34 protein-coding genes and 1 tRNA gene are annotated in these 25,281 nt (G+C 67.6%); 26 read left to right on the forward strand and 9 right to left on the reverse strand.

Translation table 11 applies throughout. The annotated features are described in order from the left end of the window. The first annotated feature begins 186 nt into the window (after window positions 1–186). From ABZ342_RS32510 to ABZ342_RS32525, 4 genes are all read left to right on the forward strand, one after another. On the forward strand, window positions 187–1,326 hold the full coding sequence (locus ABZ342_RS32510; protein ID WP_360481080.1) for an ImmA/IrrE family metallo-endopeptidase: 1,140 nt from the start codon (window positions 187–189) through the stop codon (window positions 1,324–1,326). 2 nt (window positions 1,327–1,328) lie between these two features. Then, complete coding sequence (locus ABZ342_RS32515) at window positions 1,329–1,868, forward strand: hypothetical protein (protein WP_360481083.1); 540 nt, start codon at window positions 1,329–1,331, stop codon at window positions 1,866–1,868. A gap of 462 nt (window positions 1,869–2,330) precedes the next feature. Beyond that, entirely contained in the window at window positions 2,331–3,140 is an 810-nt protein-coding gene (locus ABZ342_RS32520) for a hypothetical protein (RefSeq protein WP_360481086.1), read from the forward strand. Window positions 3,141–3,168: 28 nt separating this feature from the next. After that, a complete protein-coding gene (locus ABZ342_RS32525) occupies window positions 3,169–3,834 on the forward strand; it encodes a hypothetical protein (RefSeq protein WP_360481089.1) in 666 nt (221 codons plus the stop codon). 399 nt (window positions 3,835–4,233) lie between these two features. Here ABZ342_RS32525 and ABZ342_RS32530 read toward each other — a convergent pair whose 3' ends face one another. The 3 genes from ABZ342_RS32530 to ABZ342_RS32540 are packed head-to-tail and all read right to left on the reverse strand — an operon-like array spanning window position 4,234 to window position 5,938. Then, window positions 4,234–4,473 (reverse strand): sigma factor-like helix-turn-helix DNA-binding protein, encoded by a 240-nt coding sequence (locus ABZ342_RS32530; protein WP_360481092.1) that lies wholly within the window; start codon window positions 4,471–4,473, stop codon window positions 4,234–4,236. A 10-nt stretch (window positions 4,474–4,483) separates the two neighbouring features. After that, the gene (locus ABZ342_RS32535) at window positions 4,484–5,155 is read right to left on the reverse strand and encodes a YdcF family protein (protein ID WP_360481095.1); all 672 of its coding nucleotides are present in this window, start codon (window positions 5,153–5,155) and stop codon (window positions 4,484–4,486) included. A gap of 18 nt (window positions 5,156–5,173) precedes the next feature. Then, the gene (locus tag ABZ342_RS32540; protein ID WP_360481098.1) at window positions 5,174–5,938 is read right to left on the reverse strand and encodes a GntR family transcriptional regulator; all 765 of its coding nucleotides are present in this window, start codon (window positions 5,936–5,938) and stop codon (window positions 5,174–5,176) included. 141 nt (window positions 5,939–6,079) lie between these two features. On the opposite strand from ABZ342_RS32540, the gene ABZ342_RS32545 reads away from it, so the two are divergent. From ABZ342_RS32545 to ABZ342_RS32615, 15 genes are all read left to right on the forward strand, one after another. Further along, entirely contained in the window at window positions 6,080–6,457 is a 378-nt protein-coding gene (locus ABZ342_RS32545) for a hypothetical protein (protein ID WP_360481298.1), read from the forward strand. A gap of 556 nt (window positions 6,458–7,013) precedes the next feature. Beyond that, window positions 7,014–7,178, forward strand: a complete 165-nt coding sequence (locus tag ABZ342_RS32550) for a hypothetical protein (protein ID WP_360481101.1) — start codon at window positions 7,014–7,016, stop codon at window positions 7,176–7,178. 1 nt (window position 7,179) lies between these two features. Then, on the forward strand, window positions 7,180–7,347 hold the full coding sequence (locus ABZ342_RS32555) for a hypothetical protein (protein ID WP_360481104.1): 168 nt from the start codon (window positions 7,180–7,182) through the stop codon (window positions 7,345–7,347). A 6-nt stretch (window positions 7,348–7,353) separates the two neighbouring features. Further along, window positions 7,354–7,527, forward strand: a complete 174-nt coding sequence (locus ABZ342_RS32560; RefSeq protein ID WP_360481107.1) for a hypothetical protein — start codon at window positions 7,354–7,356, stop codon at window positions 7,525–7,527. Window position 7,528: 1 nt separating this feature from the next. Further along, window positions 7,529–7,792, forward strand: coding sequence for a hypothetical protein (locus tag ABZ342_RS32565; RefSeq protein WP_360481110.1), 264 nt, complete (start codon window positions 7,529–7,531; stop codon window positions 7,790–7,792). Between the two features lie 2 nt (window positions 7,793–7,794). Further along, on the forward strand, window positions 7,795–7,977 hold the full coding sequence (locus ABZ342_RS32570; protein ID WP_360481113.1) for a hypothetical protein: 183 nt from the start codon (window positions 7,795–7,797) through the stop codon (window positions 7,975–7,977). Between the two features lie 90 nt (window positions 7,978–8,067). Further along, entirely contained in the window at window positions 8,068–9,435 is a 1,368-nt protein-coding gene (locus ABZ342_RS32575; RefSeq protein ID WP_360481116.1) for an FtsK/SpoIIIE domain-containing protein, read from the forward strand. Then, complete coding sequence (locus ABZ342_RS32580; protein ID WP_360481119.1) at window positions 9,435–9,797, forward strand: hypothetical protein; 363 nt, start codon at window positions 9,435–9,437, stop codon at window positions 9,795–9,797. Before ABZ342_RS32575 ends, ABZ342_RS32580 begins: the two co-directional genes overlap by 1 nt. A 2-nt stretch (window positions 9,798–9,799) precedes the next feature. Next, window positions 9,800–10,021 (forward strand): hypothetical protein, encoded by a 222-nt coding sequence (locus ABZ342_RS32585; RefSeq protein ID WP_360481122.1) that lies wholly within the window; start codon window positions 9,800–9,802, stop codon window positions 10,019–10,021. Next, on the forward strand, window positions 10,018–10,431 hold the full coding sequence (locus tag ABZ342_RS32590; protein ID WP_360481125.1) for a hypothetical protein: 414 nt from the start codon (window positions 10,018–10,020) through the stop codon (window positions 10,429–10,431). The genes ABZ342_RS32585 and ABZ342_RS32590 overlap by 4 nt, the downstream gene beginning before the upstream one ends. Window positions 10,432–10,442: 11 nt before the next feature. Further along, window positions 10,443–10,649, forward strand: a complete 207-nt coding sequence (locus ABZ342_RS32595; protein WP_360481128.1) for a hypothetical protein — start codon at window positions 10,443–10,445, stop codon at window positions 10,647–10,649. A gap of 18 nt (window positions 10,650–10,667) precedes the next feature. After that, window positions 10,668–11,333 (forward strand): DUF2637 domain-containing protein, encoded by a 666-nt coding sequence (locus ABZ342_RS32600; protein ID WP_360481131.1) that lies wholly within the window; start codon window positions 10,668–10,670, stop codon window positions 11,331–11,333. Window positions 11,334–11,425: 92 nt separating this feature from the next. Then, window positions 11,426–12,775 (forward strand): replication initiator, encoded by a 1,350-nt coding sequence (locus ABZ342_RS32605; protein ID WP_360481134.1) that lies wholly within the window; start codon window positions 11,426–11,428, stop codon window positions 12,773–12,775. Beyond that, window positions 12,768–12,944 carry a helix-turn-helix domain-containing protein gene (locus tag ABZ342_RS32610; RefSeq protein ID WP_329054973.1) on the forward strand — a complete coding sequence of 59 codons (177 nt, stop codon included), beginning with the start codon at window positions 12,768–12,770 and terminating at the stop codon, window positions 12,942–12,944. The genes ABZ342_RS32605 and ABZ342_RS32610 overlap by 8 nt, the downstream gene beginning before the upstream one ends. Before the next feature lie 77 nt (window positions 12,945–13,021). Continuing rightward, window positions 13,022–14,104 carry a site-specific integrase gene (locus tag ABZ342_RS32615; RefSeq protein WP_360481138.1) on the forward strand — a complete coding sequence of 361 codons (1,083 nt, stop codon included), beginning with the start codon at window positions 13,022–13,024 and terminating at the stop codon, window positions 14,102–14,104. A gap of 54 nt (window positions 14,105–14,158) precedes the next feature. Here the strand turns inward: ABZ342_RS32615 and ABZ342_RS32620 are convergent. Further along, window positions 14,159–14,231: transfer RNA gene (locus tag ABZ342_RS32620), tRNA-Arg, on the reverse strand. Between the two features lie 263 nt (window positions 14,232–14,494). Between ABZ342_RS32620 and ABZ342_RS32625 the strand changes: the two genes are divergently transcribed. From ABZ342_RS32625 to ABZ342_RS32655, 7 genes are all read left to right on the forward strand, one after another. Then, window positions 14,495–15,148 (forward strand): response regulator transcription factor, encoded by a 654-nt coding sequence (locus tag ABZ342_RS32625; protein WP_013230063.1) that lies wholly within the window; start codon window positions 14,495–14,497, stop codon window positions 15,146–15,148. Next, window positions 15,149–15,757, forward strand: a complete 609-nt coding sequence (locus tag ABZ342_RS32630) for a TRIC cation channel family protein (RefSeq protein ID WP_155540829.1) — start codon at window positions 15,149–15,151, stop codon at window positions 15,755–15,757. Between the two features lie 67 nt (window positions 15,758–15,824). Then, window positions 15,825–16,517, forward strand: a complete 693-nt coding sequence (locus ABZ342_RS32635) for a response regulator transcription factor (RefSeq protein ID WP_155540830.1) — start codon at window positions 15,825–15,827, stop codon at window positions 16,515–16,517. Next, window positions 16,514–17,923: a HAMP domain-containing sensor histidine kinase gene (locus ABZ342_RS32640; protein ID WP_360481142.1), complete on the forward strand. Its 1,410-nt coding sequence runs from the start codon at window positions 16,514–16,516 to the stop codon at window positions 17,921–17,923. The genes ABZ342_RS32635 and ABZ342_RS32640 overlap by 4 nt, the downstream gene beginning before the upstream one ends. 145 nt (window positions 17,924–18,068) lie before the next feature. Next, the gene (locus ABZ342_RS32645) at window positions 18,069–18,869 is read left to right on the forward strand and encodes a DeoR/GlpR family DNA-binding transcription regulator (protein ID WP_155540832.1); all 801 of its coding nucleotides are present in this window, start codon (window positions 18,069–18,071) and stop codon (window positions 18,867–18,869) included. Continuing rightward, entirely contained in the window at window positions 18,866–19,948 is a 1,083-nt protein-coding gene (gene galT / locus ABZ342_RS32650) for a galactose-1-phosphate uridylyltransferase (protein WP_360481146.1), read from the forward strand. The genes ABZ342_RS32645 and galT overlap by 4 nt, the downstream gene beginning before the upstream one ends. 72 nt (window positions 19,949–20,020) lie before the next feature. Further along, complete coding sequence (locus ABZ342_RS32655; RefSeq protein WP_155540834.1) at window positions 20,021–21,439, forward strand: trypsin-like peptidase domain-containing protein; 1,419 nt, start codon at window positions 20,021–20,023, stop codon at window positions 21,437–21,439. Window positions 21,440–21,578: 139 nt separating this feature from the next. Here ABZ342_RS32655 and ABZ342_RS32660 read toward each other — a convergent pair whose 3' ends face one another. Genes ABZ342_RS32660 through ABZ342_RS32680 form a run of 5 tightly spaced genes read right to left on the reverse strand, consistent with a single transcriptional unit; the run spans window position 21,579 to window position 25,267 of the window. Continuing rightward, on the reverse strand, window positions 21,579–22,205 hold the full coding sequence (locus tag ABZ342_RS32660; protein ID WP_360481149.1) for a hypothetical protein: 627 nt from the start codon (window positions 22,203–22,205) through the stop codon (window positions 21,579–21,581). Beyond that, a complete protein-coding gene (locus tag ABZ342_RS32665; RefSeq protein WP_360481152.1) occupies window positions 22,202–23,320 on the reverse strand; it encodes a molybdopterin-dependent oxidoreductase in 1,119 nt (372 codons plus the stop codon). Before ABZ342_RS32665 ends, ABZ342_RS32660 begins: the two co-directional genes overlap by 4 nt. Then, the gene (locus ABZ342_RS32670) at window positions 23,317–23,946 is read right to left on the reverse strand and encodes a class I SAM-dependent methyltransferase (RefSeq protein WP_360481155.1); all 630 of its coding nucleotides are present in this window, start codon (window positions 23,944–23,946) and stop codon (window positions 23,317–23,319) included. Before ABZ342_RS32670 ends, ABZ342_RS32665 begins: the two co-directional genes overlap by 4 nt. Beyond that, window positions 23,943–24,626, reverse strand: a complete 684-nt coding sequence (locus ABZ342_RS32675; protein ID WP_360481158.1) for a DUF2064 domain-containing protein — start codon at window positions 24,624–24,626, stop codon at window positions 23,943–23,945. The genes ABZ342_RS32670 and ABZ342_RS32675 overlap by 4 nt, the downstream gene beginning before the upstream one ends. Continuing rightward, complete coding sequence (locus tag ABZ342_RS32680; protein ID WP_360481301.1) at window positions 24,623–25,267, reverse strand: glycosyltransferase family 2 protein; 645 nt, start codon at window positions 25,265–25,267, stop codon at window positions 24,623–24,625. Before ABZ342_RS32680 ends, ABZ342_RS32675 begins: the two co-directional genes overlap by 4 nt. Window positions 25,268–25,281: the final 14 nt, after the last annotated feature.

Here is a 25,281-nt window from a genome sequence, read left to right on the forward strand (position 1 = left end):
GCCCGCCAGCCCGCCAGCCCGCCAGCCCGCCAGCCCGCCAGCCCGCCAGCCCGCCAGCCCGCCAGCCCGCCAGCCCGCCAGCCCGCCAGCCCGCCTACTGACAGGTAGCACCTGGTGAGCGATTGCGCCGTATGAGTGACAGGCGTACGCTTGCGGTTTTAGCAAGTGGTGCGTACGGTTGACAGTATGGCAGCCACACACGGGGAGATCGTCGCACGTATGCGTGCGGGGATGGCGGGGCTTGGCCTCAACCAGCAAGATCTTGCTGAACGTATCGGCATGAACCCTTCGTCGTTCTCCAGGGCTCTGGCTGGTCAGCGCCACTTCAAGTCGGTTGAAGTCGCGTTGGTCGCCGAGGCTCTGGGCTTGACGGTAGGCGAGCTGCTCGACGAAGTTGGTGAATCTCCGCAGGAAGTCATGGTGGCTGCTCGAACTCAGCCAGGCGTTGAGGCTGAATATGCAGCCGCATTGCATCGAGTTGAAGAGTTTGTGGAGATCAACCAGCTGCTTAACGAACTCGGTTACTACAACAGGGCTGAGAAGATTCCAATCGAGCCCGAGCTGGGAATCCCCGACTACAGACAAGGCGAGCGGCTCGCGGAAAAGCTTCGCGACAAAATCGGACTGCATGACGGTGATCTTCCGCTGAAGTTGGATGACTTCGCATCCTTCGTGGAAGCGAAGCTCGGAATTGATGTATCATTTGAGCCGTTGTCTGGCGGTTTTGATGGAATGTCAATTTCATGTGATAGTTTCAAATTGGCCGCGATTAATAGCAGAATTTCTGGTGTAAGGCAGAGGTTTACTCTGGCGCATGAGCTGGGGCATATCTTTGCTGGCGACTCGCAGTCTTTGCATGTCGATGAAAATATCTATGGTGTACGCTCTCCGGAGGAGCGAAGGGCCAACGCCTTTGCGGCCGCTTTTCTGATGCCTTCGCAATGCCTAAAAGATGCAACCGAAACCGCGACTATCGACGAAGATCTCATTGCGGATCTTTTGGGTAGGTACCGGGTTAGCCTCGAAGCGCTAACGTATAGACTTCACAATATTGGTGCGATTAATGCTGCTGAGCGCGATCGGATCGCGCGAATGTCTTCGAGTACTATCGCACTGCGCAGTGGACGGGCGGCAGATCTTCAGGCGCGCAATGACCGACGCTTTCCGGAGTTGCTCCTGATGCGTGCGATCCATGCCTATACCGAAGCGCGTATCAGTATTAGGCCAATCGCAAAGATTGCTCAAGTTCCACCGGAAGCGCTCCTTGAGGATCTTTCGCCTCACAAGTTTGCGCCTCCCGAGAACGCGGACGCGGTGGATGCCTAGAAATGAACGCACAGGTAGGCTCTGTTATATTTGACACCAATACGCTCGTGAACTTCGCTGTCGTTGATCGGCTTGACCTGCTTGAAGTCCACTACGGGTATCGGGCCTTGTGGACAGAGACGGTAGAAGTTGAGTTGCAGCGAGGCGTTTCCCAGGAGCCCAAAATTCGAGACATTTTGACTGCGAACTGGCTCGGAGACCCGGTAGAAATCCTGGTGACGCCTGACGAAAACCGCGAGATTGATCGGATTAGGCGAGCGCTGGGTGGGACTGCCTCCCTCCCCTTGCAGCACCTCGGTGAGGCTGAGATCATCTTCTACATGGAGAATCGTGCTCCGGGAGCGATCTTGATCACTGATGATATGCCGGCACTCGACTTCGCAAAGAACAAGGGGCTAACCGCGATCAATACGGCAAACGTTCTCGGGGAATGCTATTCGTATAGTGAGATCGGCTGTCCCCACGCTTACGAATTGCTTGTTGAGATGAGGAATAAAGGTCGCGGGGTGCGAGTTCCAGCAGATCATTCCTCGGTATGCTAGGTTCGTTGAACTGACGTCCCCTTTCACTTACTCGCCGCTGCTAGGACCTGCGATGCAGCCAGTGTCTCACGGTTGACCAGGCGAGATCGCGGTTCTTGATCACGATCGTTTGTCATCGTTCGCTGCTGTCATGTGGGCGGAATGTGGGCTGTGGATCCGGTTCACCCTTCGTGCGGTGCTGCTGTGCGCCTGCGGCGAACCTGCTGGCGCGCCGACGGACGGGAGCGCCTGGGTCCGTACCTCTGTTCGTCATGTTCGCCATGGGCAGCGACCTCACTACACATGGGGGCGGCCGACCTGATAGTGGCTACATGTGGTGCCGCCTACACGAGTGATGCGCATGAGATGGGCTAACGTTGGGGCATGACGTCACGTCTCTGGTGCCGGTTCGTTCTAGGGCGAACAGTCGGGCAGATTGCGCATGCGGCCTCCGACTTGGCTGGTTGTAGCCTTGCGACTTCCATGGACGGCTACAAGGTCGAGGTCAGCTTCCAAGACTCAAAAATTGGTTCCTTTACTCAGGTTGGCTCAGGCGATAGGGAAGAAGTGCACGGCTTCTATCTATCGACCTTCGAGACGTCTACTCATCTGAATTCCGTATCAGATGCAAGCAATCGGTCAATAATTGACGCTGCATTTGGCGCAACTGTTCGAGTTGCATCACTGATATCGGACACTTTCAAAGTTTCCCAGCCCACTGTTGGCTTGGCGGGAATAAAGCCGGAATTAGAGTCCGCAAAGGTCTTGCTCAATGACCACTGGGAGACTTTGGTGGGCTTCGGCGAGTATCGGCGCAACGGAATCGTGTCTGGCTGGCCAACGCCAAATCGGTCTCAGTTGGAGCACATTCTCTCTTTGCGAGAAATTGAACCATCGTCGATCCTGCTTGCACAAGCCTGTAATCAGGTGATGTTGAATCCGGATAGCACTAACGGGCCTGCTTTAGTGCTGGCTGCCACTGCCTGCGAGATAAAGATCAAGCAGCGGTTAGTAGACTTATCGAGCGACGATCAGTCGGAACTGCTTGAGCTGCTTCTGCCCGAAGGCCGGCCTGCAAAGCTGCGCGTTCTAGACATCGTGAAAGACGTAACAAAGGCAATATTCGGCCGCTCCTTGGCGATCGAAGATCCGCAGCTCTATGCGAAGTATGGAGAGTTGATAAAAGCGCGAAACGCCTTTACTCACCGAGGTTTGGATAGCGATTACCGCAGCTCGTGGACTCATGTGACTACGGCGCGAAATGTATTCAAATGGATAGATTCGCTGCCATAGCGAGACCTGCTTAAACTAGGGAATGACAGTGTCAGATGAAGTAAGCCCAAGTGACGGTAATGAAGATATTGAGCCACTTCGCAACGATGTCGCCGTGGCACACGCTGGGGCAAGTGAGTCGCGCGCAGAAGTGGCTTCCCCTCGGGTGAAGCGGCGTGCACTCGGTCCGACATTCTGGGGAAACTCTGTGATGGTTTTGGCAGCAGCCGTGCTGTCTGCAGGTGCAGCTCTCTGGGGAAGCTACATAGGCGCGTCAGGCTCTCGCGAGGCGGCACTGGAACAGCAGCACGTCGCTGCTCTCGACCAGCAAAACTCCGAGCTTAGAGCGAAGAGGTCTGAGGTTTACTTGCTATATCTGAATAGAGCTAACGAGTATTCGCGCAAGAACTTCGCACTCTTAGACGCCATCAAGAAATCTCACGGAGCGATTGACGTTAACCCAGGCGCCCCTGGACCAATCAAAGATTGGCTGGATGCCAGGGGAGCGTACCAGGATGCCGTGAATCTTATTTATGTATACGGGAGCAAGGCCGCCTGGGACGCTCATCGCGTCATGGCAAGTACGTTACCGCCCTCGCTTGGGACACTGAAGTTCGAAGATGTGGACAGCGGCAAGTTCACAAAAGCATACCAAGCGTTTCAGGTGGTTTTTTGCCAAGAGCTCAATCCGCGCGATAACAATGGGTGTCAATAGAGGGTCAATGTTTATTGGAGTGAGCGGCCTTTCGGCATCTCGTCGACCTGGCGTAGCCCGATCACGCTGTGTCAAGGGGGCCTATTCTGCTACTCGGCGGTTGCCTGCAGTCTGCCCCCTTGACGCGGCGTGATAGCCCTCGGGGAGGTTGACGAGATGCCGTTTGGCCGCACACGGACGCAACCGCCGCGCTCGACTTGGCCATCTCGGAGACCTGCCCGTCCGGCGAGGACATTCTCGTCTTCTTGAGCTGCGGTCCCTGGTGCAGCCGCCGGCCGGTCGCGTGGGTGCCGGAGGCGGGCCCCGCGCGTGCCGGCCGATAGCGGCGCGGCCCCGGAGGGGCCGCCTTGAACAAGAAAAGAAACTCTGAACACATCTGTTCCGAGGGACGGGCTGAGGTCACTCCGACTCGGACGGCTGAGACCGGATCTGGGTAATGCGGCCCTTGCTGATGCCGAGGGAAGCGGCAATCTCGGTGTACCTCATCCCGGCGTCGTGGGCTTGCTCGATCGCCTCCTTGCGCAGGCGTGACAGCTCGGCCATCCGCTCTCGGTACGTCTCGATCAGTGCTGTGGAACGCTTCGCCCGCCGGATCGGGTCGGGGTCCTGGTGAACGCGGTCAAACTCGTCGGCTTCCACGGTCGGGGTCCTAACTGGTCGGAATCAGGCGGCTGTCGTAGCCCGCCGCGATCAGCCTGTTGTACGCCGCCTCGACGTCGGCCGGGATGTCCTGGGGGATCGCGTACCCGGCGTCGGCGTAGATCGTCAGCCGCTGGGTGTCGCCGACAAGCATGTCGATCACGCGCTTGGGGTCGCCGATGCTCTCGACGTAGTCAGTCAATGGCTGTTGGATCGCGGAGCAGAGGAAGTCGACCTCTGGCCACAGCTTCTTCGCGGTCGTGTAGGCCCGGCGCTGCTGGTATGGCCGACTGAGGATGAGTGCGGTATTGACCTCGGTCCCGTGCTGGCGAAGTAGTTCACGGGTGAACTCGAAGTTCTCCGCCGTGTTCGTCGCCCTCGGCTCGACGAGAATGGCGGAGTCCGGGACGCCCTTATCCATCGCGATCTCTCGATAGTGGACGGCCTCGCCGCGAGGAAACCGGTCGACGGTGGTCGGAGCGTTGGCACCGGTGAAGGCGATCAGCGGGAAGAGGTGCCGGCCGTACAGCTCGGCTGCGTAGACGGCGACGCTCGGGTCATGGCTTCCGAGCCCGATGGCTACGTCGACAGGGCGTAACGGGTCGTCGATGCGGTGGAAGTTCCACAGCGTCTCGACGTCTTCCCGAAGCTCTCCGGGGATTCCCGTCGTCGGCGTCGGCACAGGTGTCTCCTCGCGGAACTACTCGGGGATCTCGAACGTGTAAGACCAGGCGAACCGGGAAGCCGCGTGAACCCCTCGTGCGAACTCGACCGGGGTGCCGTCCGCCGTCCGGGTCGTGCGCTCCAGGATCATCACGGGCTCACCGGCGGGGAGTTCCAGTTCGTCGATCTCCTCGGGAGTCGGCATGCGGGAGTGGAACGTCTCCGTCATGCTGTCGGGCTCCAGCCCCTGGAGCGTGAGCACGGCGAAGCCGCCGCCGGGAGTCGCCGTGCCGGGTTTCGGGTCGACGATCGGCGTGTTCTCGACGTGCTCGGGCCGGTAGTAGCTGGTGAGCGTGTGGGTCGGATGACCGTCTTGCTTGACCAGTCGCGCGCGCTCATACACGGGACTCCCGGGTTCGACGCCGAGGGCGCTCGCCACGTCGGCGTCGGCTTCGACCTTGCGGACCTGGTTGGTCTGATCGTTCCGGTTCCATGCCTGCCCCGAGGCTTCGCGGTCGGCGGCGAACGCCACGAGTCCGAACTTCCACTTGCTCTTCGCGTAGCGCTCTACACCGAGACGCTTCATCGGCGGCCGCGCTCGAACCACGGTGCCGCGTCGGCGGACGGACGTCACGAGCCCTTCGGACTCGAGAACGCTGATGGCCTTGCGCACCGTATTGACGTTGATGTCGTACTGGTTGGCGAGGTCATCCTGCTTCGGAAGCGTGCTGTCCGGCGGGTAGTCGCCTGCCCTGATGGCGTCCCTGAGCAGTGAGGCCAGGTCGCGGTAGCCGATCGTCAAGCCGCCTCCTCTCGGTGGGCGATAACCCTATCTCTACCTGCAGTCTACCGCGCCGATGAAGTAATAGAGATAGTTCTATTGACAGCTGCCATCCCCTCCGGTCTAATAGAGATAGTTCTAATGGTGACCTTGGAGGCAGGCATGCAGGACATCCCGTTCGTCAGCTCGGGCTACCGGTTCATGGTCACGGAGGCCCCGACGATGAAGATGCGCGAGGTCAAGGGGGAGCTCCAGCCCGCGATCGACCGCGAGGGCAACCAGGCGTTCGTAGTGATGCTGTTCGCGAAGCCGCGTCCGGTGGAGGGACGCCGCCCGGGCAAGGGCGAAGAGATCAAGGTGACGCTCGCATCGGACCCGGGGGAGGGGTTCGAGGAAGGCTCCTACGTCGAGTTGATCGACCCGGTCCTCAACACGTGGCAGACCATCGGGGATGACGGCCGGATCTCCGGCTCGGGTCTGTGGTTCAAGGCTCTCGGGTTGAAGCCTGTCGGGTCGGGTGCTGCGCAGCGCGCCGCCTGAGCCTGACGTCATGACCGGTGGGTGACCGGTTCGCGCGGCTACCTCCCCGGCTGTCGCGTCATCACCACCCTGGAGCCCTTCCCAAGTCGGTTGGCTGCCCGTTTTCGAGTCGGGCGAGGGCACTTCTTGTTCTTTGACAAATACAGAGTGGGCCGATCCATGCCTAAAACGCGCTGTTTGTGGTGGCGCGCCTCGATTCCCGGCCGGATCAACTGTCCGAGGGTCCTGGGGTTCTACCACGGAGTTTCGAGCGGAAGGAGTAGGCGAATGGGTGGCGCATTGAACGCGGTTCGGAGGGGGTTGTCGTCGTACGACCCGCACGGCCCGAAGCGGGGTTCCTGAGACCGACCACGTCTGTTCGGCAAGTTTCTGGCTGTCACCGACACGGGTTGCCACGTGCACCGTGTGCGGCCGCCAGTGGCACATGTAGGGAGGAAACAACGGTGTTCACGTACTTGGTGTGGCTGCTGCTGGTCGGGCTGCTGATCGTGGCGGCCCCGGTGTTCGGGGTTCTCGCGCTGGTCTCGGGGCTGGCGCTGGCGTGGAAGGCCGGCCGGTGAGCCGCCCGGTGAAGGTCGGTGTGGTGATCCGCATGCTCGCCGCGCGACTGGAGCGGGAACGGGCCGCCGCGCTGGCGGAGACGACGGAAGACCTGGCCTGGCAGGCGGGGTTCTGCGAAGGCATCGAGCACGCGCAGCACGTGATCCGGAACGGGGGCTGACATGTCGGAAATCCTGGCGATCATCACGGCGGCGAACGAGGCATACCGCGCGTTCGCGGCGACCGAAACGGATCGGGAGATCAAGGTCGCGGTCGGGAACGCGGTGCGCTTCCTGGCAGCGGACCTCACTTCGGCGGCTGAGCTGGTCGCCACGACGCGCGAAGGGTAGAGGCGAATGCAGGAGATTCAGGCGATTGTGGATGCGGCAACCGCTGCGTTCGAGAAGTTCCAGGCCACCGACGCCTCGGCCGAGGCGAAGAGGCAGGCCGGTCGGTGGGTCGCCGGGATGGTCGGTGAGCTGTCCAACCTGGCCTGGCAGTTGGAATACAACCCGGGACGGTGGAGCTGACATGCAGCTCGCGGTACTCAACCGACGCGCTCAGCAGCGCTACGCGACGTTCGTGTCCAACATGGACATGGTCGCCGAAGTCCTCGGCGAGGTCGACAAGCTCATCGACCGCTACGACGACGCCGCGATGGCCGACTCCTGGACCATCGCCACCAAGGACGAACTCAAGGCGCTGCGCACGAAGGCGTTCGACGAACTCGACCGGCTGCGCGTGCTGGGCAAGAAGCACGAAGCAGAGCTGATCTCGCGGGACTGGAGGTTCTGACCATGGCGCACCAGGTCGACCGGGTCGTCGACGACCTCGGTTCCACGCTCACGCAGCTCAAGGACTCGATGCGCGGGATGCCGTTGCACAGGAACGGTTTCAAGGCCGCGCACGACCGTATGGCTCGCGCGATGGGCACGCTCACCACCGAGCTGACCGACGCCCGGACCGCCATCACCCCCTGACCCCATGATGCGTTGCGCACGCGACCGGCCCCAGCTCCCACCACGGGACGCGGGGCCGGTCTTGTGCTGTTCGAGAGGACCACCAAAGCCATGAACACCCCCAAGTCGTCCCGCCAGACCGGGACCGAAGTCAAAGCACTCAAGTGGCTCGCCCACCACCCCGGCGCCACCCTCGCCCCGACCACGCTCGTCGGGTCCGGGCTCGAGCTCGGCTGGACCGCTGCCGGCGGGATCGCGGGCGGAACGGCCGGCGCCTTGCTCTGCTGGTACCGGGCGCACCCGGACACCTTCGACCACTACGCCGCCCCGCGGCTTCGGGCCTGGCGGCGCCGCTGGTCGGCCTACGTCGGGCCGCGCTTCACCCGGGCGTTGCGGGCGTGCGACATGTACGTCACCGACCGCAAGACCGGTGAAGACCTGTTCCCGCGCATCACCCGGCTGCGCTCCTACTCCCCGTCGGTCGACGTGGTCACGCTGGCGCTGGCGCGTGGGCAGGCTCGCCGCTCGATCGAGGAGAACCTGGAACGGCTCGCCGACACCCTGCGAGTGCAGCGGATCGCGTTCGAGCACCCGAAGCCCGGCTACGTCGTGTTGATCATCGAACGGTCGGAGCCGTTCACCGAGACCATCTCGGCCCCGGAGATGCCCGACACGCCGGATGCGGTCGACCTGGATGACATCTACGTCGGGGACACCGAGTACGGCACGGACTGGCGGCTGAGCCTGCGCTCGCACCTGTTCATCGCCGGGGCGACAGGTGCGGGCAAGAACTCGATCGTGCTGTCGCAGCTACGCGGCCTGGCTCCGCTGATCCGAGACGGGCTGGTCCGGTTGTGGATCTGCGACCCGAAGCAATTGGAGTTCCGCAAGTTCGGCGACGCCCACGTGGCCTACCGCTACGCCGACACCGAGGAGAGCTGCGCGGCGCTGGTGGAGGAGTACATCGCGGACCTGCGGTCGGTGCAGCAGTCCTTCGCCGCGACCGGGCGCCGCAAGATCGAGGTCTCGGCTGAGACGCCGTTGAACCTGCTGATCATCGACGAGATCGGGGCGCTGTTGGCCTACGGCGACGGTTCGATCGCCCGGACGTTGCGTAAGCAGCTCGCCATCGCCGGGTCCCAGGGTCGCGCCACGGGGCACTTCATGACCGCGTTGGTGCAGGAGCCGACCAAGGACACGGTCCCGGTCCGGGAGCTGTTCCCGACCCGGGTGTGCCTGCGGGTCACCGCACAGTCGCACGTGGACATGGTCCTCGGAGACGGCGCCCGCCTGCGCGGTGCCCTCGCCGACGAGATCCCGAACGTGCCCGACACCGCCGGTATCGGCTACGTGATCCGGCAGCGCACCCGCGTCCCGCAGCGCGTCCGGGCCGCCTACGTGGACGACCGGGAGATCGACGAGCTGATCGCGTTCATCCGCTCCGGCCGGCCGGTTCCCGGGCTTTCGGTGGTGGCGTGATGACCACGGTCACCTACCCGGCCTTACTGCGGCAGCCGCACTACCACGTCGTCGTGGGGGCCTACCCCCGTCCGCTCAGCGGCCGGATTCACCGCGACCGGTCCCGTGCGGTGTGGGAGATGCAGGTCGCGGCGGAGCAGTTCGCGGGACGCGGGATCGAGCTGTACGAGGCCCACGTTGCTTCACTCGATGAGGTGTACCTCGCGCGGTGCGGGGTGTGTGCCGAGCTGCCGGGGGACAAGCCGGACCTGTTCGAGGAGTGGGACGCCCTGCAGGAGACGTTGCGCACGTGGTGCCCGACCTGGGTCACCGAGTACCCGAACGTCTTCTGTCCTCGCCATCAACCGTCCGAAAAGGAATGACCATGTGGCGTCTCGGATTCTTCGTGTGGCGAGCTTGGCTCTACGCCAAGTACGGCGTCCCGGCCGCGCTCGTGCTGTGGCTGATCTACCTCGGGCAGGGCTGGTCCCCGCTGTTCTGGATCGTGGCCGCCGTGCTGGGCTGCGTGGGGCTCGGGATGGTGCTCGGGGTGACCGAGTTCCGCAACCGCGAGTTCGGCGACGTCGGACGGGAGCGCATCCGATGACCCGCCGCGACCCGGGGCAGCTCGGTCTGTTCGGCACCCCCACGCCGGCATCGGCTCCGACGCCCGGCCGCGCGTGCCCTCCGGCCCGGGGACGCCGCAAGCCCCTCGGCTCGCCCGGGAACCCGCTGGTGGCCAAGGACGTGCTCGCCGAAGTCCGGGAGGGGAAGTTCGGGCTACTGGACGACACCGACCGCGTGATGGTCCTCGACGGTGAGGGTCACTGCCGGGCTGCCCAGGAGGACGACGTGGTCATGCACCTGGTGGCCATCGGCTACGTCGAACGCAGCCCGGCCCGCGAGACGGTCTCGTGCCTGCACGGCGTCGTCTGCAAACCCGTCCTGCCGCTACGGCTCACCCGACGCGGCCGGGACATGCTCCAACGCTGGTCCAACCTCACGCCGCTGACCTGAAAGGCCTTGCTATGAGCGGAATTCACTACTTCGGACACATCGACCGGTTGCTCTACGAGTACTACACGGCAGAGCTGGCCATCCCCAGCAGCGAACGGGAGAAGCCGGGCTACCGGAACCCGCAGATGGCTGAGCTGGCCGACACCGTCGTCCGGCTGCTGGAGCAGGAAGCCGACCACTACCGCCACTACGCCGCCCGGTGGCGCGGCGAACACTGACCCGAAGGAGACATCCTCATGTCCACTGCGGACAGTACGAACCGGACTCGTCGGCTGGTGGACATCGTCCGAACCTTGGTTGCCGTGGTTCTTGGCACGATCGGTGCGGCGGCCGGGTTCACCCACACCCACGACTGGGCTGTGCACCACGGGCAGCTCGGCTGGATCGCCTGGGCCGACGCGGTGGTGATCGAGGGCATCGTGATCGTCGCCGGGTTCGAGATCCAGCGTGACCACCGCACCGGCGGTTCCCGCAAGCTCACGTTCCCGGTGGTGGTGCTGGTGGCCGGGTTCGGGGTGCAGATGGCCGCTCAGGTCGCGCTCGCCGAACCGACCCCGGCTGGGTGGCTGGTGGCCGCGATGCCGGCACTCGGGTTCCTCGTGGTCGTCAAGCTCCTCATGCGCCGCACCCCGACCCCGGAGACCCCGGCGGCTTCAGTGCCTGAGCCGGTCACCGTGACCGCGTCCCGGACCGACGCCGCAGCACCCCCGGCGCCGGTCGCCACGGTCGCTCCGGCCCGGCCTCGGCTCAAGCTGCCGGCTGAGCTGACCAGCCGGATCACCACCGCCGCCGAAACCGCCCGCAGCGAAGGCCGCGAGCTGACCATCGAGGAGATCCGCCGCGTCGTGCGGGTCCCGGAATCGATGGCCGCGCAGATCCTGCGCGAACTTGCGACCACCTGACCCACCTGCGACGTATCCCGCCACGGCGCGGGAGCCCGGCCACCAACCGGCTCCCGCGCCGTTTTCATGCCCGCCAACCGAAAGGCTCCGACATGCTGACGTTGGAAGACCGCCTCGCCGCCCGCGTGAAAGCCCTCGACTACCACGACTGGCGAGTCAAGGTCCGCGCCGTCAACGGCTGCGCCCGCCCCATCCGCCTCTCCGGCGCCCAGCAGCTCCAGGACGTCGCCACCGGGGCTGTGCTGCACCACCACGGCGGGGACATCTTCGCCCCGTGCGGCAACCGCCGGTCCGGGGTCTGCCCGGCCTGCTCCGACCGCTACGCCGCCGACGCCTTCCACCTCATCCGCGCCGGGCTCATCGGCGGCCACAAGGGCATCCCCACCACGGTCGGCGACCGGCCCCGCGCGTTCGTCACCCTCACCGCCCCCTCGTTCGGCCCGGTGCACACCGCGCACATCACCCGCAACGGGAAGCGTCGGCCGTGCGGCTGCGGGGAGTACCACCACGACGACGACACCCGCCTCGGCGCCCCGCTGGACCCGGAGACCTACGACTACGTCGGGTCGGTGCTCTGGCAGGCCCACGCCGGCGTCCTGTGGCAGCGCTTCACCATGCGACTCCGGCGAGAGATCGCCCGCCGGGCCGGGCTCAAGGCCCGCGAGTTCGCCGAACAGGCCCGACTCTCCTACGGGAAGGTCGCCGAATACCAGCGGCGCGGGCTTGTGCACTTCCACGCCGTAGTCCGCCTCGACGGCCCCGACGGCGCCGTCTCTCCCGCTCCCCGGTGGGCGCACCCGGACTTGCTCGAAGACGCCGTCTACGCGGCTGCTGGGGCCGTCCTCGTGCGAACCGCGTACCCCGACGGCACCGAGCTGCCGCTCACCTGGGGCACACAGGTCGACGTCCGCCGCATCGAACCGGCCGCATCGGCCGAGCTGGAAGACGATGCCGGCCAGATCTCCGAAGCCCGGCTCGCCGCCTACATCGCCAAGTACGCCACCAAGGGAACCGGCAAGAGCGAAGCCGCCGACCGGCCGATCCGCTCCCAGCTCGACATCGACCACCTGCAGGTGACCCCGCACCACCGCCGCATCATCCAAACCGCCTGGGATCTCGGGGACCTCCCGGTGTTCGAGGACCTGAAGCTCCGCCGGTGGGCGCACATGCTCGCGTTCCGGGGCCACTTCCTCACCAAGTCCCTCGCCTACTCCACGACGTTCAAGGCGATCCGCGGTGACCGCCGGGCGTTCCGGCTCGCCGAAACCCTCGAACGCCTGGGCCTCGACGACCGCGCCGACTCCGTCGCCGTGGTCAACGACTGGGCCTTCGACGGCTCCGGCTACCGCGACGACGCCGAACGCGAACTCGCCGCCGGTATCGCCGAACGCATCCGAGACGACCGCAAACTCAAGTACAGCAAGGAAAGCGACCATGAATAGCAAGCTGCTCAGCATCGAAGACGTAGCCGACTATCTCGGCATTCCGAAGAACACCCTCTACCAGTGGCGTACCAAGGGCTACGGGCCGACCGGCCGCCGCATCGGCAAGTACGTTCGCTACCGCTCCGAGGACGTCGACTCGTGGGTCGATCAGCAGGGGGTGGTCTGATGGGCAGGCCATCGCTCCCACTGGGAACCTGGGGAAAGATCCGCACGTACGACCTGCCGCACGGCGGAACGCGAGCTGTGGCGAACTACAAGGACTACGACGGCGTTACGCGACCGGTCGAACGGGTCGGGTCGACAAAGGCCAAGGCGATCAACAACCTGCTTGAAGCCTTGCGCGATCGCGCGCGAAGGTCGGGCGACGGTGAGATCAAGGCGGAGACCAAGGTTTCCGTCGCGGCAGATATGTGGTTGAAGTCGATTGACGAATCAAGCAAGGCCGCGCGCACCAAGCGGGAGTACCGCGACACGTGGAACCGGTACTTGGCGACGCCGATGGGGCATCTTCGAGTCCGAGACATCCGCGTCTCGACGGTGAACCGCCTGATCACTGAGACGCGGGATCGCAACGGCCGTGGTGCGGCGTCGCACGTCAAAGTCGTGCTGTCCGGCATCTTCGCTCTGGTCGTCCGACACGACGCACTCGACAAGAATCCGGTTCGCGAGATCGAGAGTCTGGGTGCCAAGAAACGCAAGAAGGAACGTACGGTAAACGCGAAGACCATCAGTCCCATTCTCGGGGTGTTCCACGCTGCTGAGAGTGCCAAGCGATGGGACTTGGTCGACATGGTCGACGTACTGTCCGGGCTCGGGTGCCGTATCGGCGAGCTGCTCGCGCTCGACTGGGAAACCTCGGTCAACTTCGATGCCGGCACGATCCGGTTTCACGGGACCGCGATTCGGGTGACCGGGCAGGGCCTATTCGTGCAGGACCACACCAAGAGCCGCGCGGGCATGCGCACGATCCGCCCGCCTGGCTGGGTGATGGACATCCTCAAACGTCGTCAGGCAGAGGCTGAGACGCTGTGGGTGTTCCCCTCAGCGACCGGCACTTTGCGGGACCCTGACAACACCCGGGCCCGGTTCCGGATGGTCGTTGAGAAGACGCCTTACAAGGGTCTGCACCCCCACGACTTCCGGCATTACGTCGCCGGGGTCCTCGATGATGCCGGCCTGACCGCTCGCGAGATCGCCGACTATCTCGGACACGAGCGAATCAGCACGACTCAAGAGGACTACATGGAACGAGGCGTTGTGGGCGAGGACGTCGGCCCGGCGCTGGCTGAGCGTCCGAAGATCGAGCTTCCCAAAGATGAGAGTTAAGCAAGGGTTGGCCTAGCGCGAAGCCCCTGGTCATCTACCCGACCAGGGGCTTTGTGCCCCCGGCAGGATTCGAACCTGCGACACCCGCTTTAGGAGAGCGGTGCTCTATCCCCTGAGCTACGAGGGCCTGCTACTGCCGACGCAAGCTTAGCCTGCCGAAGGGTGGTCGAGCACCTGGGGCGGTACGACCTACGGCGTCACCCAGGTGAGTGGTTCTCACCGGTCTCCCACATGGCGGATACACCCTGCCGGACGGTCCACCGCGCCTGACCTGGACGGACCAGCCGGTCACCTGGTCGTGTCTGGTTTCGAACTGCTGAACAACAGTAGGTAACCTTCGTTAACGGGACGCGGGGAGCCGCCTCCTACTGGCTGTTGCGGAGGGCTTCGTTGATCAAGCTCATGTTCGCCGACGACGAGGAACTGGTGCGCTCGGGGTTGCGCGCGATGATGTCCGGGGCTCAGGACATCGAGATCGTGGGCGAGGCCTCCGATGGCAGATCCGCAGTGGAGGTTGCCCGGCGGTACCACCCCGACGTCGCCCTGCTCGACATCAAGATGCGGGCTCCTGACGACGGCATTCGCGCCCTCAGGGCCATTCTCGCCCTTCCCGATCCGCCCACCGTGGCCATGCTGACCACCTTCGACATCGACGAGTACGTCAGCCTCGCGCTGCGGCTCGGCGCCAACGGCTTCCTCCTCAAGGACATCGATCCCGCCGCTCTGCTGAGGGCCGTCCGGGACCTGAGCCGCGGTGGGGCCGTCCTGGATCCGGGCGTTGCCGCGCGGATGGTCCAGTCCCACCGGGACGAACAACGCGCTGCTCAGCCGGCCCGGAAGCTGCTCGCCTCACTGTCCGAACGCGAACGCGAGGTCGTCGCGCTCATCGGGCAGGGACTGAGCAACGCCGAGATCGGCGGGCGCCTGCACCTGTCCGAAGCCACCGTCAAGGGGTACGTCTCCGCCGTGCTCTCCAAGATCGGGGCGGCCAACCGGGTGCAGGCCGCTTTGCTGGCCTACCGCGGTGGACTTCTCGACCAGTAGATGCTGCTCACGGCGCTGGAGTTCCTCGGGCTCGTCGCCTTCGCGGCGTCCGGGGCGCTCGCCGCCGTGCGGGCGCGGCTCGACGTCTTCGGCGTGGTCGTCGTCGGGCTCACCACCGCGCTCGGTGGCGGGGTCATCCGGGACGTCCTGCTCGGCATCCACCCGCCCACGACGCTGCGGAACTGGCCCTACCTCGCCGTCTGCGCGGCGACCGCCCTGGTCGTCTTCGCCTTCCACCCGCAGGTCGCGCGGCTGCGACGCGGTGTGCTGCTCGCCGACGCGCTCGGGCTCGGCGTCTTCGCCACCGCCGGGACGACCATCGCGCTGAACGCCGGCGCGACCGTCTACGCCGCGTGCCTGATCGGCATGACCACCGGCATCGGCGGCGGGGCCGTCCGGGATCTCCTGCTCCGGGAAATCCCCCTCGTCCTGCGGAAAGAGATTTACGCCGTCGCCGCGTTGGCCGGCTCGGCGCTCGTCGTGGTCGGTCACGCTGTGCGACTGCCGGAGGGGCCGGTGACCGTCATCGCGGCCGCCGTGGTCGTCGCGATCAGGATGATCGCGCTCTGGCGGCACTGGAACGCTCCGGTCGCGCGCGCACCGGAGTGAGGATTCTCTTTGTTAGTTCTGTGTGTGTTCTTAGGCGAGTCTCAGCACGCTGAGTAAAACTGTCGCCATGCGCATCCTTGTGGTGGACGACGACCGCGCCGTCCGTGAGTCGCTCCGGCGGTCCCTGGAGTTCAACGGTTACCAGGTCCAGCTGGCCAGCGACGGTGCGCAAGCCCTGGAAGCGATCATCGCCGACCGTCCGGACGCCATGGTCCTGGACGTCATGATGCCCCGCCTCGACGGCCTCGAGGTGGCCCGCCGCCTGCGCAGCACCGGCGACGACCTGCCGATCCTCGTGCTCACCGCGCGCGACACCGTCTCCGACCGCGTGTCCGGGCTGGACGCCGGCGCCGACGACTACCTGCCGAAGCCGTTCGCGCTGGAAGAGCTGCTCGCCCGGCTGCGGGCGCTGCTGCGCCGCGCCACCCCGGACGCCCAGAACGGCCAGGCGTCGGAGATGCTGTCCTTCGCGGATCTGACGCTCGACCCGGGCACGCGCGAGGTCCGCCGCGACGGCCGCGAGATCAGCCTGACCCGGACCGAGTTCGCGCTGCTGGAACTGTTCCTTTCCTACCCGAAGCACGTCCTCACGCGGGGCCGGATACTGGAGGAAGTATGGGGTTACGACTTCCCGACGTCGGGCAACGCGCTGGAGGTCTACGTCGGCTACTTGCGCCGCAAGACGGAGGCCGAGGGGGAGCCGAGGCTGATCCACACGGTGCGGGGGGTGGGCTACGTCCTGAGGGAAACCCCGCCGTGATCGAGCCCGGCGATCCCCGCGGCACGCGCTGGGGGACTCGCCGGTTCTCGCTGCGCGGCCGGGTGACGCTGCTCGCCGCCGCCTGTGTCGCCGGCGCCGTCGCGCTGGTGTCGCTCGGCGCGTACATGGTCGTGAGCAACAACCTCTACCAGCAGCTGGACGACGGCCTGATGGCGCGCGCCCAGGCGGCCGTCGCGTCGCCGCAGGTGCAGACCGAGCTGCGCCAGGTGCCGGGCGCGTTCCTGGCCAGCGCCGACCTGCAGATCGGGCAGCTCAACGCCGCACCCGACGTCCAGCACGCCGTGATGACCTACCCGCTCTCGAGCTCGCCGCCGCCGTTCGGGCAGGACGAGCTGGCCGTCGCGAACGGCGACTCGGCGGAGTCGCTGCGGACGGACTTCCGCACGGACAGCCGCGTGGTCGCGCTGCCCACCGGGCACGGCGAGGCCATCGTGCTCGCGCAGTCGATGGCGCCGACCAAGCGCACGCTGAACGAGCTCGCGCTGGTGCTGTTCCTGATCGGCGGCGCCGGCATCCTGGTCGCCGCCGCGGCGGGCACCGCGGTCGCGCGCACCGGTCTGCGCCCGGTCGACCGGCTGACGTCGGCCGCCGAGCGCGTCGCCAAGACCGGCGACCTGCGGCCGATCCCGGTCAGTGGCGACGACGAGCTCGCGCGCCTCACCACCAGCTTCAACACCATGCTCGGCACGGTCGCGGACTCGCAGGAACGCCAGCGCCAGCTGGTCGCGGACGCCGGCCACGAGCTGCGGACGCCGTTGACGTCGCTGCGCACCAACCTCGAGCTGCTGCTCGCCGCGAGCAAGCCGGGCGCGCCACCGCTGCCGGACGAGGACCGCGTCGACATCGTCGCGGACATCAGCGGCCAGCTCGACGAGCTGACGCAGCTCATCGGCGACCTCGTCGAGCTCGCGCGCCAGGACGAGCCCCGCGAACGCTTCGAGCGCGTCGAGTTGCTGGACGTCGTCGAGCGAGCGCTCGACCGGGCGCGGCGCCGCGCGGGCGAGATCAACTTCGACGTCTCGCTGCAGCCGTGGGTGCTCACCGGCGACAACAGCTCGATCGAACGCGCGGTGCTGAACCTGCTGGACAACGCGGTGAAGTTCTCCCCGGCGGACGCGACGGTCTGGGTGCGGCTGTACCCGCTCGGCGACGGCACCGCCGTGGTCGAGGTCGCCGACGAGGGCCCGGGCATCGCCGAAGAGGACCTGCCCAAGGTGTTCGACCGCTTCTACCGCTCGTCGGAGGCGCGGACGCTGCCCGGTTCGGGCCTCGGCCTGGCGATCGTGAAGCACGCGGCCGAACGGCACGGCGGCGCGGTCTACGCGGCGCGGGCGCCCGAGGGCGGCGCGCTGATGACGATCCGGCTGCCGGGGGCGCCTGGCTGATTCGTCGTGGTGTTGTTCGCCCGCGCCCGCTACGCCTGCTCCGTGACCTGGTCATTCGAAGTTCACCCAGGTCGACCCTGCGGATCCTGTGTTGAATCGTGTAGGATTTTGTGTGGTTGGGGTGTGACGGGGACGGAGTTGAGCGGTGCTGGCGCGTCAGCGACAGGCGGTGATCCTGGAAGAGGCACGCCGGACCGGTGCGGTCCGGGTCAGTGACCTCGTGACCAGGCTGGGTGTCTCCGATATGACGGTGCGCCGCGATCTGGACGTCTTGGCCGGGCGAGGGCTCGTCGAGAAGGTCTACGGCGGCGCCACTTCGATCGTCGGCAAGAGCACCGACGAACCCGGCTTCGAGGCCAAGTCCGTGCGCCAGCGTGCGCAGAAAGAGGCCATCGCCGAGCTCGCCGCGACGCTCGTGCGGCCCGGCACCGCGATCGGCATCTCCGCCGGCACCACCACGTGGACGCTCGCCCGCGCGCTCGACGCGATCCCGGGGCTCACCATCGTGACCAACTCGATCCAGGTCGCCGACGTGCTCCGCGGGTCGACGCAGCCGGACCGCACCGTCGTGCTCACCGGCGGGGTGCGGACGCCGTCGGACGCGCTGGTCGGGCCGGTCGCCGTGCACAGCCTGCGGTCGCTGCACCTCGACGTCGTCTTCCTCGGCGTGCACGGGATGGCCGAGGGGCCGGGGTTCACGACGCCCAACCTCACCGAGAGCGAGACCGACCGCGCGCTGGTCGAGGCCGGGCGCAAGCTCGTCGTGCTCGCCGACCACACCAAGTGGGGCACCGTCGGGATCTCCACGATCGCCGACCTGGACGAGGCCGACGTCGTCGTCACCGATGACGGAATTCCCGACGACGCCAAGGAAATACTCGCCGAAAGGGCAACGGAACTCATGATCGCCGAGACGGCGGAGACAGTCGAGGCCGAAGAAGCGTGAAGCGCACGGTACGACACCTGGCCGACGGCCGGGAGATCATCTACTTCGACCAGCCCGGCGCACCCGACCGCGTCGCCGAGGACACCCGCGACCTGCCGCCGGTTTCGGCCGCGTCGGAGATCCGGCTGGATCCGCTGACCGGCGAGTGGGTCGCGATGGCCGCGCACCGGCAGACGCGGACCTACAAGCCGCCGGCGGACCTCTGCCCGCTGTGCCCGAGCAAGCCCGGAAAACCGAGCGAAATCCCCGAAAGCGACTACGACGTCGTCGTCTTCGAGAACCGCTTTCCTTCCTTTGCCGAAGATGTCATCGGCGAGCCGTCCACTGTGGATGGTCTCGGACTGGTGCAGGTGCGGCCCGGCCGTGGACGCTGCGAGGTCGTCTGCTTCACCAGCGACCACGACGGCGCTTTCTCGCGGCTGAGCCCGAAGCAGGTGCGGGCGGTGGTGGACGCGTGGGCGGACCGCACCGCCGCGCTGTCCGAAGTGCCCGGTGTCGAACAGGTCTTCCCGTTCGAGAACCGCGGCGAGGAAATCGGCGTCACGCTGTCGCACCCGCACGGGCAGATCTACGGCTACCCGTTCGTCACGCCCAAGACCGGGCGGATGCTCGACGTCGCCCGTGCCTACCAGGCCGAACACGGCCGCCCGGTGCTCGGCGACGTGCTGGCCGCCGAGCGGAAGTCCGGGGCGCGCGTGGTGGCGTCCGGCGAGCACTGGACGGCGTACGTGCCCCCGGCCGCGCGCTGGCCGATCGAGGTGCACGTGGTGCCACACCGGCAGGTTCCGGACATCCCGGCCCTGACGGACGCCGAGCGTGACGACTTCGCCGACGTCTACCTGGACGTCCTGCGCCGGTGTGACGCGCTGTACGACCGGCCGCTGCCGTACATCGCGGCGTGGCACCAGGCGCCGGTGCGCCGCGACCGCGAGCTCGGCTGGCTCCACCTGGAACTGTTCTCCGTGTTGCGCGCCAAGGACAAGCTGAAGTACCTGGCGGGGTCCGAATCGGGCATGGCGGTGTGGGTCAACGACGCGACGCCGGAGCAGATCGCGGAAAAGCTCCGCGCGGCGGGCTGATCCGGCCATACTCATCTCCGATGCACAGGTTCGGCTCAGGAACCTCTCAGGACCGTCCCGCAAGGTGATGACATGACCGAGAACGACCCCACTGCGCACGACCCCGCCGCGCCGCGGCACCCCGAGACCGGCCAGCAGGCCGCTCAGGGCGGTTGGGCGGGGAGCCCGTACGGTGACCAGGCCGCCACGCCCGAGTCCGGCGGCACGCCGCAGTACTCGTCGCCGGAGCCGTCCTACCACGCGGTGACCGGGGCCGATCCGTCCTACGGGGCGCCGAACTCGAACCCCTGGTCCGCGTCGGGTCAGACCCAGCAGAGCGTCTACCCGAACCCCAGCCCGTACGGGCAGCCCGGCACGTCCGTCTACGGCGCGCCGCCGGCGCCGCCCGCGCAGCCGAAGCGATCCGGCGGCAAGCTGCTCGCCGGCGTCGCGCTGGTCGCGCTGCTCGTCGGCGGCATCGCGGGCGGGGCGGTCGGGTACCTCACCGGCGGCTCGTCCAGCGGACCGGGCAGCAACGCGCTCGACGCGCCGAAGCCGGCCCAGCAGACGGGCAACGCGCCCGCCGGCTCGGTCGAGGCGGTCGCGCAGAAGCTGTCGCCGAGCGTCGTCGAGCTGCAGGTGAGCGGGCAGCAGGGGGCAGGCGAGGGCTCCGGGTTCGTCATCAGCACCGACGGCTACATCCTGACCAACAACCACGTCGTCGAGGTCGCCGCGAACGGCGGGCAGATCCAGGCCGTGTTCCAGGACGGCAAGAAGTCCGCCGCCAAGGTCGTCGGCCGCGACCCGACGACCGACATCGCGGTCGTCAAGGTCGACGGCGTCGCCAACCTGACCCCCGTGGAGATCGGCCGGTCCGACGACCTGCGGGTCGGCCAGTCGGTGGTCGCCATCGGCTCGCCGTTCGAGCTGGCCGGCACGGTCACCTCCGGCATCGTCAGCTCGCTGCACCGGCCGGTGCGGGCGGGCGGCGGCCAGGGCGGCCAGGAGACGGTGATGGACGCCGTCCAGACCGACGCCGCGATCAACCCGGGCAACTCGGGCGGTCCGCTGGCCAACATGTCCGGCCAGGTCATCGGCATCAACTCGGCGATCTACAGCCCGCAGTCGGCGTCCGGCGGCCAGGGCCAGGGCGGCTCCGAGAGCGGCAACGTCGGCATCGGCTTCGCCATCCCGATCGACCAGGCCCGCCGCACCGCGGACACGATCATCAAGACCGGCCAGGCGGTGCAGACCTACATCGGCGCGCAGGTCACGGACGCCCCGCAGGGCGGCGCGAAGCTCGGTGCCATCACCGCCGGCAGCCCGGCGGAGAAGGCCGGCCTCAAGTCCGGCGACATCGTGACGAAGATCGACGACCGGAACATCGACACGTCCGACACACTGGTCGCCGCGATCCGCACCCGCGCCCCGGACGAGAAGGCGACGTTCACCCTCTCCGACGGCCGCACGGTCGAGGTGACGCTCGGCGGACAGCCCGTCCCGGCCAACTGATCCCACCAGACGCTCGGCCGCCTCGGCGCGGCCGAGACCAGCATCGGCTCGACCCCCGTACCTCGGGGCCGGACCCACAAAGGCCACGCGCGACCAGGCACTCGATGCCGGTCGCGCGTGGCCGCGTTTGCGGCCGGGGTCAGGTGCCGGAACGGTCGGTTCGCGTACCCGGAGGGTCGGCCGGCGTACTTGAGGGGTCGGTTCGCGTGCCTGGGGGGTCGGCTGGCGTACTCGGAGGGTCGGCCAGCGTGCCTGGAGGGTCGGCTGGTGTGTCTGGCGGGGCATCTCGCGTGATTGGCGGGGTATCTCGCGTGATTGGCGGGGCATCACGCGTGTCTGGAGGGACGACACGCGTACCTGGGCGGACGACACGGGCCAGGGCGGTCAGGACCACCGCGAGCCAGACCGCGGACAGGGTCAGGGCCAGGCCCAGGGCCGGGTTGCCGTCGTGGAGGCCGGGCATCGGGGGCGTTCCGTACGGGCGCCAGAGGAGCGGGAACGCCACGATCAGCAGCACGCCCGTGATGACCGTGCCCGTGACCACCGGAACCCGCCAAGGCGGCCGGAGGACGCGGGCCAGGGCGATGCCGAGCACCGCGGTCAGCGGGGCGACGACGCCGTCGTTGACGAGCGGTCCGCCGACGATCCAGCCGACCGTCCCGAAGACGTCCGGACGCAGCGGGAACGCGTACTCGACGAACAACACCACGCCCCAGGCCAGCGCCGCGAGGCCCGGCAGGGCGAGCAGAGCGCGAGCGGTCTTCACAGCGCCTCCAGCTTCGTGACCCACTTCGTCTGCAGCACCCCGGGCCGGTTCGGGGCGATGATGCGGCACGGGAAGCCGTGGTCGAGGTCGAGCACCTCGCCGTTCAGCTCCAGCGCCAGCAACGTCAGTTCGTCGGCCGTGTGCTCGCCAGGCAGGACGCTGACGCTATAGAGCCCGGAACGCTCCGAAGAGGACACCCGTACCGCGGTGCCCGGTGACGCGCCGACGGCTTTCAGCAGCACCGGCAACGAGATCCCGCGCCAGGTCGCCGACTGGCTCCAGCCCTCCACGCAGGCGATCGGCAGCTCGGCCGTCATCTGCGGCAGCGCGCGCAGCTCGTCGAGGGAGAACTTCTTCGTGCCGCCCGGGGTCACCACCGAGAGCCGCCAGGACGCCGACCACGTGACGCCCGCGGCCGCCGCCGTCCGGTTCACCGGGAGGTCCTGCGTGCCCTTGCCCGTCTTCCAGGAGAGGCCGGACACCCCGCGCAGGAACGGAACCGTCGCACCGGCGGTGGCGACGACGGCGACGCCCGTCGCCAGCCCGGTCGTGCGCAGGAACCCGCGCCGGGACAGCCCGGCGGCCGGCGGCTCCTCATCGGGCGTCCCGCGGCTCAGCGCCCGGCGGATGACCGGCAGCTTCACCGCGACGTGCACCAGGATCGACCCGATCGCCAGCCACGCGACCGCGTAGTGCACCTGCGGGAAGTAGAAGCCCCACGGGTAGTTCTGCGCGACGTTCAGCAGCCCCGTCGTCAGCTCGAAGAACGCCGCGCCCGAGAGCACCAGGATCGAGAGGCGCTCCAGCGCGTGCGGCAGCGAGCGGACGAGCGGCCGGCCGAACAGCTTCGGGTAGACGCTCCACAGCTTCGCCAGCAGCAGCGGTATCGACGCCACGCCGGAGATCACGTGCAGCCCCTGCGTGACACGGTAGAGCCCGACCGGGCGGCTGGGCCAGAAGAACCACTCCGGCGGGTGCTGGATCAGGTGGCTGATCAGGCCGGTGACGAAGCACGTCGTGAACGTGACCGCCAGCGCCAGGCCGATCTTCGACGTCACGCGCTCGTCGTGCGCCGCCGCCTTGAACTGTTCTTCCTTCGGGATGGGCAGTTTCACGATCGCTCCAGCCTCGCGAACCAGCGGTGGCCGTGCTGCGTGGTCCAGTCGACGCGCAACCCGGCGCGCACGGCGACTTCGGCGATCGCGTCCACGCCGACCCACGCCCAGGTGAACCACGCGACGTCGGCGTGCCCGGGCTGCAGCCGGACGCGCTCGTGCCGCAGCCCGTGCCCGGGCGGTTCCAGCTCGACGAGGACGTCGCCGTCGACGGCGATCAGTTGCGCCGCGCGCCGCAGCAGGACGACCGGGTCGCCGCCGATGCCGATGTTGCCGTCGGCGAGCAGGGCGTGCTGCCATCGTCCCTCGCCGGGCACGTGGTCGAAGACGTTGCGGTGCAACGCACTTCCGCCGCGACGGCGCGTCAACCGGACGGCCGTGCGCGAGCTGTCCACGCCCAGCGCGACGACTCCGCGCGCGGCCAGGGCCGCGGTGAGCCGCCCCGGACCGCATCCGATGTCGAGGGTCGGTCCGGCGCAGGCGTCGAGCAGGACCTCGTCGCCGTCGGACGGCGCTCCCCACCGCTCGACCGGCAGCTCGACCCGTTCGCCGTCGGCCAGTTCGAGCCAGCAGTGGTGGCCGAGCAGGCCGCGGTCGAACTCGTTGCCGATGAGTGCCGTCTTCATGCGACCGCCCGCCCTCGGACCGCCGCGACCGCGCGGGCGAACCGGCCGTCCGGGCACGCCGCCGCCACCGCGCGAGCGTCCACCATCGTGTCCACATCGGACAGACGGGCGGCTTGCCGCGGCCGCAGTCCGCACGCGGTGAGCGCGCTCAGCGTGCGTGCGCCGGTGTCGTCGCGCGACATCGGGACGCCCGCGAGGACCTGCGCGTGCCGCGGGTCGGCGAGGCCCAGCGCCCACCAGCCGCCGTCCTCGGCCGGGCCGAGCACCGAGTCGTGACTGCCGTGCACGACCGGGGCGGCCGCCGCGGTGAGCGAATCCGGGGTGACCTGCGGGGTGTCCATGCCGATCTGCAGGATCGGCAGACCCGTGTGCACCGCGGCGGCGTCCGCGTGGGCGTTCGCCAGGCGAGCCCCGAAGTCCCAGCCTCGCTGCGGGATCGTGGTGACGCCGCGCAGCGCCAGCCCGATTTCGGTGGCCAGGGCGGCGGCGCCGAGATCGCCGGTCATCGCGACGACCGGCGCCGCGCCCGGGACAGCGCACACGGCGTCGAGCGTGTCGAGCAGCGCGGCCGCGGCGATCTGCGCGGCCTGGGCGGGTGTCGCCGGCGGGCAGAGCCGGGTCTTGGCGAGCCCCGGCACCGGCGCCTTGGCCACGACGAGCAGCACGAACCGAGCGGTCATCGCGCCAGCACCCGCCCGAAGTCGCGGACCGCGCGCAGCGTGCCCCGCACCGAGCCGGACACCTTCGACTTCGTCCCCTTGGCGCGCTCGCCGTAGCGGACGTCGAACTCGCGCACCCGCCAGCCGGCCCGCTGGGCCTTGATCAGCAGTTCGAGCGGGTAACCGAACGCCCGGTCCGTGATACCGAGGCCGAGCAAGGCCCGCCGGTCCGCCGCGCGCAGCGGGGCGATGTCCCGCACCGGCAGCCCCCGGCGACGCAGCAGCTGCGCCAGCACGACGTTCCCGGCTCGAGCGTGCCACGGCCACACCCCGGGCCCAGTCGGCACCCGCCGTCCGACGGCCAGATCGGCGCCGTCCCCGACCGCGGTCACCAGCCGCGGCAGGTCGCCGAGGTCCAGGGACCCGTCGGCGTCGGCGAAGCACACGATGTCCGCCGTGGCGGCCTCCAGTCCCGCGTGCACGGCCGCGCCGTAGCCGCGGCGCGGCTCGTGGATGACCTTCGCGCCGAGCGAGGCCGCCACTTCGGGCGAGCCGTCGGCCGAACCGTTGTCGACCACGATCGCGCGGTAACCCGGCGGCAGCCCGGCCAGGACCCCCGGCAGGGCGCCCGCTTCATCGAGGCATGGGAGGACGACGTCCACTCCTGAGTCAGTCA

The organism is Amycolatopsis sp. NPDC005961 (assembly GCF_040629235.1).
In the GTDB taxonomy this organism is placed as follows: domain Bacteria; phylum Actinomycetota; class Actinomycetes; order Mycobacteriales; family Pseudonocardiaceae; genus Amycolatopsis; species Amycolatopsis camponoti.